Consider the following 250-nt stretch of genomic DNA (forward strand, 5'->3'; position numbering starts at 1 on the left):
GCGACTTCAATACCGCCAGACTGGCATTCACAGGCTCCGCTTTATGTAAGTGAGCGACTTTGCCTAGCTCTTGTAAAAGATTGGTCGCCACTTTATGGCCTTCTTTTTGCGAATGGCTAAACTGTAAATCTAATAATGTTTGACTGACATTACGGTCGTTATTCGTCCGCGCCAAAACTTCACCGGCCCCTCCGAGTAACTCCGATTGCTGCTCATGATTTTCAACCCAACGCGCAATTTCAGTGTTGGC

1 protein-coding gene is annotated in these 250 nt (G+C 47.2%); it reads right to left on the bottom strand.

Annotated elements, in window-relative coordinates; translation table 11 throughout:
* Positions 1 to 250: hypothetical protein (locus tag P8629_RS12405; RefSeq protein ID WP_442908717.1), on the bottom strand; the 250-nt coding region annotated here is incomplete at both ends.

It is taken from the genome of Hydrogenovibrio sp. 3SP14C1, assembly GCF_029625905.1.
In the GTDB taxonomy this organism is placed as follows: domain Bacteria; phylum Pseudomonadota; class Gammaproteobacteria; order Thiomicrospirales; family Thiomicrospiraceae; genus Hydrogenovibrio.